The sequence below is a fragment of the Catenovulum adriaticum genome (assembly GCF_026725475.1).
Lineage (GTDB): Bacteria > Pseudomonadota > Gammaproteobacteria > Enterobacterales > Alteromonadaceae > Catenovulum > Catenovulum adriaticum.
Window position 1 is genome coordinate 662,948 of the sequence record NZ_CP109966.1, and the last position, 9,394, is coordinate 672,341.

The 9,394-nt window shown below is 34.0% G+C and carries 5 protein-coding genes; 1 reads left to right on the forward strand and 4 read right to left on the reverse strand.

Annotated features, from left to right (window positions below):
* The first annotated feature begins 101 nt into the window (after positions 1-101).
* Entirely contained in the window at positions 102-875 is a 774-nt protein-coding gene (tpiA, locus tag OLW01_RS16015; RefSeq protein WP_428980200.1) for a triose-phosphate isomerase, read from the forward strand.
* Between the two features lie 76 nt (positions 876-951).
* Here the strand turns inward: tpiA and OLW01_RS16020 are convergent, their stop codons facing one another.
* The 4 genes from OLW01_RS16020 to OLW01_RS16035 form a co-directional block, all read right to left on the reverse strand.
* Complete coding sequence (locus tag OLW01_RS16020; protein WP_268076562.1) at positions 952-2,658, reverse strand: BNR-4 repeat-containing protein; 1,707 nt, start codon at positions 2,656-2,658, stop codon at positions 952-954.
* Between the two features lie 565 nt (positions 2,659-3,223).
* Positions 3,224-4,624, reverse strand: coding sequence for a BNR repeat-containing protein (locus tag OLW01_RS16025; protein WP_268076563.1), 1,401 nt, complete (start codon positions 4,622-4,624; stop codon positions 3,224-3,226).
* A 1,013-nt stretch (positions 4,625-5,637) separates the two neighbouring features.
* Positions 5,638-6,549, reverse strand: coding sequence for a ParB/RepB/Spo0J family partition protein (locus OLW01_RS16030; RefSeq protein ID WP_268076564.1), 912 nt, complete (start codon positions 6,547-6,549; stop codon positions 5,638-5,640).
* 38 nt (positions 6,550-6,587) lie between these two features.
* A complete protein-coding gene (locus tag OLW01_RS16035; RefSeq protein ID WP_268076565.1) occupies positions 6,588-7,301 on the reverse strand; it encodes a ParA family protein in 714 nt (237 codons plus the stop codon).
* Positions 7,302-9,394 lie beyond the last annotated feature (2,093 nt).

Sequence of the window (9,394 nt, forward strand, 5' to 3'; positions counted from 1 at the left end):
TCAAAAAACAAACAACAAAAACACAAAACCAGTCATTTACAGTCAGTTTAAATATCTTTAATATATGAAGAAATAATCAAACCATTAACTAAAAGAACCATATGATGAAATCAAAAAAATTTCATAATAAACGCCCAATTATCATGGCTAATTGGAAACTAAACGGTGGGGTTGATCTAATTTGCTCGTCCGTTGCCTCGCTGATCAACCAGCCCTTTGCTGCTGAAATTGTTATTTGTCCGCCTTATTTATATTTACGTGATATGTTGAATTTTTTACAACATTCACAAATCAATGTGGGTAGTCAAAATGTGAGTAAATTTAAATCAGGCGCTTACACGGGTGAAACTTCAGCACAAATGTTAAAAGAAGCAGGTTGCCAATACTGTTTAGTGGGTCACTCTGAGCGACGAGAAACCTTTGGAGAAAATAATGCAAGCTGTCAATTAAAAATAGAACGCGCATTGCAAAGTGGGCTAACACCCGTTTTATGTATAGGTGAAAGCCAAAAAGAGTATGAGTGTGATTTAACTGAGCAGGTCTTGACTCGGCAATTAACAGAGTCATTAGAAAATATTGATTTAAGCCAACAATCTATATGTATTGCTTATGAACCTGTTTGGGCAATTGGAACTGGAAAATCAGCAAACGCTCAAGTAGCACAAAAAGTACATTATTTTATTCGCCAACAATTAAAAGCTATGTATTCTGAACAAACAGCTCAAAATACCCGAATTATGTATGGCGGTAGTGTTAACAAAAATAATGCTGAAACAATGCTGGAACAACCCGATATAGATGGACTTTTAGTTGGTGGTGCTAGCTTAGATCCAGCTCACTTTTCAGAAATTTGTAATTATGCAAAAGTTGTCTAGCGTTAACTGAAAAGATATTTATACCCCAAAAACACGTGGGTATAAATATCTTATATATTCAAAGTAACAAGTTAAATTAGTCGTTTGTAGCGTATTTTATTTGTCTAAAAGCCATCAGAAATAAACCCAATAAAATACTCAAAGGCGCACTACTCCCACCACCAGTTGTATCACTGGAATCTAGTTTCTTTTCACTATTTAACTTTGGCGTTGCCTTGGCTGACGGTGGCGAGCTTTCATTCACATCTAAATCAATGATTTGCAAATACAGCGGCTGCTTAGTGCCGGTCATTTTTTCCATTAAATAGTAGTAAAGCTTACCATCTGTAATATAAATAGTGCCATGATCAAACTGAATACCGTCAGTAGCTTCGTAAACGCGTACAAAACTGTTGGTTCCGCCTTGTGCTTTTTCAACATAAGGACGGCCATTGTTTAAGCCAACAATATAAACATTATCACCCGACGTGTATATTTCGCTGGCGCCGGCAAATTCTTTTGTAATTATAAATTCCTCTGTCCCTACTGGTTTATAGGCGTGTAAATAAACTTCTTCATAATCAGGGCGATTTCTATTAGTGGAACGCACTTTACTAATAATGTGAATATCGCCTTTTGCAGTGACTGTCCAGTCAAAGCTGCCGACAATGTAAACTGAATTTGCATCTGTATGGCTAAAATAGTCACCTGGCTCAAATACTTTAATTTCATCTGAATTAACCAGTGGCCAAGTCATTGCTTCACCTTTATGGTTTTTCCAATCGCCAAAGCCTTCTGGGTGATCTGAATAGGCATAATAAACCCCATTCTGGTATTTATATTTATCATCATTGTCACCAGAACGTTGCTGAAAGCCTACACGCAGTTTGCCGTTTACATACTTCATATTGCCGTAGAGGCCCCAATTGTATTTATTACCGTGAGATTTTTGATTGTTCAGGTTAAAGTTTGTGAATGTAGACCACTTTTGAGCCGCTGCATCGTAACGATTAAACACGTAAGCCCCGTTATTATTACCCCCTAAACGCATATATAACAATAAGGTGCCATCGGTATTAACAAAAAATTTAGGGTAAGTCAAACGGGCAAAGTTCGCTTTATCAGCCAAATCGCCTGTCATGGTAAGGTGTTTATAATCATCGTTACCCTGGCTCACAGCACTTGTATCTTTTACAAATTTATCTAGGGTGAAATCTTTATCTGCCACGCTGGCTGCACCAGGGACGCTGTACGAATAACGAAAATAATCGTTTTTAAATTTTCCGTCATGATTATTGTCGTCATAGGCATGCATGTCATACACCATGTGTATCGTGCCGTTAATAGGACTTACCGCTAAGCCAATCGTATTATGAGACTCCCCAACTAAAGGGTTTCCTCTAAATCCGGTATGCTGATGTGGAAACTCAATCGTTTTCACCGTGCCTGTTACTTTATTGTATCGACTTAACATAACATGGCGATCATCTTTTCCGCCACGATACCAAGTCATAAAAACATAATCTTTATAGGTTTTAACCGCATCCCCATGAGCCGAAATATTGGGACCAAAAAAATAATCATACTTTTCAGTTGTTGAATCTGGCTTTTCAAAATTGCTAAAATCCAAATTTTTACCATCAAAATGTAAGGCACTGTCGGTAATTTTAATTTGTGTTTCTAAAGTGACTTTTGCATTCGCAGACAAACTAACGGTGCATAACGCTGATGCGAATATTAATCGACTCAATTTAGCTGAAAGCTTTAAATTGAGTTGGGGAAATGAGGCTCGTAATAAATTCATCTTAATTCCTTATTTGTAGACCTAGTGCATTTATGATTTGTGGGAGAGTCATTCACTTAACGTAAAAAATTAACACCAAACCAATCACAACAATCATTAACGGTCAATAGAAGTCAAAAATAGCATTTAGTACCGCTTAAATCAACAAATTGTTAACTTAACCTTTTTGAGTCATATGCCGAAAATATAGCGGAATCATTTTGATACTGTTATTCATATCAATACTGAAATTACACATCCTTATGTGTATGAACCTTGCTTTTTAAAAAGTCTTTTAAACTCAATAGCACTCCCCTTCCGTTTTGAGTAACATGCCTGATCTTTAAAAAGTAAAAAAAAGTTTAAGATAAAAATTGATGAAATAAGTTTAGAGGTTTGTTTAATTCAAAAAATAAATTAATCACATGCGATAAAATCACAAAATCGTATATTATTTAATTCCGTTAAACTGTAAAGCTTTACAATTTATTGAATCAGGTAACTTTTAAAATAATGAAAGTGAGTTAATCCAGCGTGAATAAATAACCGGAGTTTGTAAATAAACTCAAACTCCGATTGGTTAGGTTTATTTAATTTCGTGCAACAATAATACACTTGGCTGAGTAATAGTTGCATGTGCTCTATCTCTGTTTCCTGGTTGGCTGAACCAAGATAGATAAAATTGACTACCATTACGGCTTGAATCACCAACGCCTCTTAGCACCTGATGCTCTAAATTTTCAAGGTGCCCTAAAGCTGGGTTTGATTTTCTGGTAATTTTTCTTAACGCACTCGGATATAAACTTGTTTCTACTACTTTTACCGTTTTCAACGTGTCTGAATCAATGATAAATTTCATTACATCATCGTTTTTTCTAACTACAATGCCTAATGTATTCTTGTCTATGATTTTTGGCTCATAATTTTTAATCGCAAACCGACCTAGAGATCCATTGCCACCAAAATCCCACCTAAAGCCTTCCCAATCGCTAATTTGCTGACGGTTCCAACCTGCAGCTTCACGTCTCGCAACATACATTTGAGTATTTCCTGCGGAATCATATTTGTGATAACTAATGATTGGACGATTTTTCTGATCAAACCCTATTTTGACATTACCATTTATCATGCCTCCGCCAGCAGGCACAGGATCAACTACTTCAGTGTGCTTTAATGTTAAAGGTAAGTTGATTGCCTCCCCTGCCGAATTTTCCCAATTAACGAGGTCTGCACTTCGGGCGTAAGATAAGCTATGGTTGCTTGCGGCGTTAGGTGTATTTCTCCACACCCAAATCAAATGAAACAGTCCATCTGGCCCAAGCGTTGGTCCCTCAAAATAACCGCTCATTAAGCCTTCACCATCTAAAAATTGCTTCGCGTGTAATCTTGACCAAGTTTTTGTTTTTACATCATATATATTATAAATTTCGTTACCGTTGCCACTGCCGCCATCTCGGTATTTAACGATAAGCTCATCATTTTTATTAAGTAGAAAAATAGGATAAGTCATTCTTTTTTCAACTGATTTATCAACCATTAACTCGATTCTTTTTAAAGACCTCACGTTATAAGGTTCGCTGGTTCTAAAATATTCAATTGGATCCGCGTGCATATTGCCCATAACATGCAAATGGCCTTTTGAATCCAGCTCCATTGTCACATAATTATGGCTATCCCACCCTAACCAGCTATCAACCTTATAATAGCGCCATGGTGCATTCCCTTCTCGATGTGAAACTGTTAACTGACGGTTTGCATCAAAATATCCGACAAATTGATGTTCGCCTCTGGTTAATAAATACGGTTTAATTCTATGTCCTGACCAGACATTATCAATAGCTATGCTTTTAATTTGCTCTACATTATCCGTTTCAGTGCTAGCGGATGTAATGGGTGTAGCCATAATATTCACAAATGAAACACTCGCCGCAAATAAGTATGCAACCCGATGGCGATTTAGTAGATTTCTAACTTTTTTTAAACCCATATCAAGACCCTATGTTTCACAGACGCTCAGCAATCTCACCGACTATATAGTTCAGTGATTTTCATAAAATACTGAACGGCTATATTTATAAAAATCGTTTTAGCTCAACCGCTACTCAATACTGACTTTGGATTAAGGCTTAAAACAATAATAAAACTGATATTTTACATAAACAAAATATTACTATCACAAAGAATCAAAATCAATCAAATTTAATCTTATAGTATAATGTTATAACAACATATCATCAAAGGCATAAGTAATTGATATATATAGTTTTATTTACACTATATAAACCAACTGAGTCAGATGAACAATAACCTAATTTAAATTCGAGAATATAAATATTATTTGAGCAATATTTATATAAGTTATATATGAGCTATAAAGACTTTATGCTCCTGCAAAGTCACCTTACCCCACATCCATGTGGGGCAACACAGTAGAAATGCCAAACAAACGCTGCCTTAGGGTTCGTCCTAAACGCTTTTTGCTCTTTGTTGCCTGCATGGATGCAGGTACTTAGCGTGAGCAGGATGCAGTAGCTGTGCTCGATATTGACATAGAAGAACTATGCTACATATTTCGCGTCGCGATCAAAAAGCGTTTAGTTAGAAACAAATTTGTACTCCAAACGTCAACAAACCCTAATACTAATTTAGTGACGATATAGTTTAAAAAAGCTAACAAGATTTTAGTCAATAGTATTTAATTGGAAGCAATTTATATCTAGTGATAGGTTATGTGCTAATTTGTTACTTTAAAATGCCATTGATTAAAACTTTCATTTAACGGAAGCGCCATACAATTAATTGGCTAACACTAAGCTTGCAGAGTGGCTATTAATGAAGATTAAAACATTTTGTAAATAAATCGAGAAGTGACGAGGAGCAGACCCAGAAATAAGAATTTGGTAGAACTTGATCAACATAATTAAAAGTAAGCATTTCATTAAAAGGTTAATTTAACAGGGCAGCCGACCTACCCTGTTAAAAATTATTACTACCTATTTTTTAATTTAAGCTTTCTATAAAATTTAGAATTTTATCTTTTTTCGATTCTGGTATTTCGTTTGATATTTTTATCGTGATACTGCCATTTCTTGCTCTTGTTATTTGTACATCATTATCTTTTTTTAGTTCGGCTGTATTTAACATTTTTTTGAAAGAACTTATCACAAGATTTGGAGTTGACAGTGGTAATTTGAATGTTAACTGCTCTTGGTTAATATTCATTTCTTCCAATTGACGATTAATTGCAGTTAACGCTTTTAAATTTCTAATAGACCATTTTAAATTTTTACTACTATCTTTTAACCAATCAGGTAGCTTAGCAACGCTAAACTTTAAATGCATTAATGTTCTATCGACTCCGTTCATTCTCGAATATATTTCAACATTCATGGCTGGATCTTTGCTTTTCAACTTTAAGTATTTATCATAGAGGTAATCACATTCACCAATGATATCCACTTCTTTGCGGCCGGAGTTTTCAATTTCTGCAATTTCCATTGCATCCGCGTCTGTCATGTCTTCATAAAGATCAATAACGAGATCTAATCCAGCCTCAATGCAACACCGTCTTCTTCGAGAGCCTGCAATAATTTCAACTTTATCATTGTCAGTCAGCCTAGCGTCTACGGCTTGAGTATTACCACCCGATTTTTCAATTAGAGGCAATAAATCTTCTATATCGTTGTCTCGTGAAAAATTTCGAGGGTTACCTTCCCATAACGTTGTCTCGCTAGCTTTAATGATAACTCTTTTACCAATTAACTTTTTCCTAGCTAATTTTTTTTGTATTTTTCCGTTGTCATTAATTTCTTCTAGTTTTTTTTCTTTAGCTAGCTCTTCTTTTTCAATCTCAGACGGGTACTTTGCTGTCTTTCCTTGTAATAGTTCTAGATCTAATTTCTTAACCATCATCCACCTCAATATCTAACAGTGTAGAACACGTTCTACACCTAGTTTCGAACTCTTTTATGAGTTAGCTTCCTATTGCCTTGAATCTCATCAAACAAAATTTCATACATGCTTCTTTTTGGGTGTTTGATGTCAGCTAACATTAAACCTTCGTCTTGAATTCTTTTCATTTTTTTTACTACAGTAATAGTAGCTGAAGATAAACTTGCATGACTTTCTAATTGCCTTGCAACCGCTTTAGCATCCATAACCAAATCTTTTGAATTATGATCAGCGCCAACAACTAATAGTCTTGGGTCTAATGAGTAATCAGGTACCAGTTCTGAAACCATATTTTCCGTATCAATAATGACCTTAAGGGTAGGGACAAGTTGGTCCATATCAACCTGGCACGGTTGGAAAGGCATATAGATAATATCGGAAACTTGAATAGCAGACGTGAAAGCTCGGTTTTCATAACCACCAGTATCAACAAATACATAATCATAGTTTTCGTCTAATGCTTGTAGATCTTTCCCTACAGCATCATCTGGTCTTTTTAACTCACTTTTAATAAATGGATATTCCTCTAATCCTTTTTGAGCACGCTCTGCATTCGTTTCATTTCTACGCCTTAGGTAAGTATTTGATGTTTCATTTGTATCAGCGTCTACTACACAAACTCTAAACCCTTTTTGCGCTGCTACACAGGCCGTATTTAATAAAGTAGTGCTTTTCCAAACACCACCTTTTTTATTTCCAAATGTGATAACCATTAATTCAATACCTTATATCAAACATTAAAATACATAATATATAATTTTTTGTGAAAACTAAAGATATAAATGAAGTTAAGGTGTAGAACATGTTCTACACCTTAACTACTAAACGAAAGGGCAGGGGGATAGAAAAAATGGCTTACTGAGCTAACAATTAAAAGAGAACCATATAAATTCATATGCGTTTAATAATAGTATGCTAGAGGTTTTAGAACAAATTTTAAAAATTATAATTGTATTATTAAAGGCGACTAAATGATAACAACGAGTAGTGTTAAATTCCAAGCATTAAAAGGAACAGGTGTGAAAATCACTTGTCTTAAAAAGTAGGTAAAGCCAAAGACCATAGACTATTAAAATTCTAATCAAATATAAACTCATGATAGAAAAAGATAATACGAATCTAGCGATAAAGTATAAATTGGTTGGTTAGCTAGCAGCAACTAAATATTAACTACGGGTTTTTATAGGTTGTGAATAACTTTTACTATAAATGTAAAAAATAATCTAAGATAACAGTTTTAGTATTTGTTATTTATCGACAAAAGAGGAAATTAAAACGTCTTCAAATACGATAAACGGTTATATAAGGTGGAAGATTAAACGGAAAACTAACCACTATCCCTTTTACTGATATAATTAAAACTGGAGCAACATTCAAAGTGGAAACAAAAACGAAATTAAAATAACTTTACAAATCAATAATTTAAATACAATTTTAGTAACGATAACGTAAAACCGATATATATAGCACCAATACGTACCGTCAAACGTCTATTTCAGCTGATATAAAGTTAAAACATTTTCATCATTTGACATTTAAGACATTTAAGACATTTAAGACATTTAAGACATTTAAGACATTTAATTTAAAAAATTGTAATTCAAAATACTAACTAGATACCAATTATCATATTAAATTCTTATTAATCATAACCTTAGGATTAATTTATTTGAAGTTAAGCAAATAAAGGTTATGTCTTAGGGATTTATATAAGCGTATTTCATTCCTCTTTTGTAAGTATTTACTGTAAAGAGGAATAAAATACGAATAAAAGGGGAAGGATATACTAACTCCATGAAGTAAAAGCCTCCACCTTGCGGCGTACAGGCTTCTTTTTTAACCGTATAAGTTTCTCTCTAAGCAGTAAAGGTTTCCACTTTACACTCGTATATTATTCCACTTTAACGTATAACATTCCTCTTTTAACACCTAAGTCATTGATTTTTAGTACTACAGATAGATCAAGATCAGATCAAAGACTATATATATTTATAGATCTGATCCTAAAGGGGGAAATAAAAACGCTCCCGTCTAATTATTTTAGAATAACCAAACATTAAAGAGGAAATAAATACGAATGACGAGTTGGAAGCAAAAATGAACTGAAGATAATTCATGAAATTAAGCATTATATTAAGTAAATCATTCCTCTTTAACATCTATTGGCCGTAAAATAACCCAAGGTGGTGTCATTTACGATAAAAAGAGGAAGCATATACGATACTTACGAAGTATATGCTTCCCGCTTTCGTCGTATATGCTTCCTCTTAGATCAAGTAATACTTTCCCCCGAACGAGTATATGTTTCCACTTTTAAACCGTTTATCACTCCTCTTTGTCGTTTATAGTTCCTCTTTAAAAGGCTAAGTCATTGATTTTTGGCAATCGAAAGCGATCAAGATCAGATCAGTACCTATTTAATTAAAAGATCAGATCATAAAAGGGGAAACATATACGTTAAATAATCCAATAAACACATAAAAGAGGAAGAATTTACGTTAATAAAGCAAAACGCGTCCTAAAAGAGGAAGCATAAACGACAATATGTCGTAAATTTTTCCACCTTAAGCGTTATACCTAATGAAAATCACATAAAAGAGGAAATATATACGATTAATTACTAGCTTTTATCGTAAAAGTTTCCCCATTAACTTCAATTTGTGTGTAAAGCATCATCTAAATTGGTAATAAAAACATAATTGAAAACGACAAAAGGGGAAACATATACGGACTTGGATTTGACAGAAATTATCAATCCGGTATAAGTGATGAATTAGTTTTAACGTTTAAATTAGCCAGATAAAAA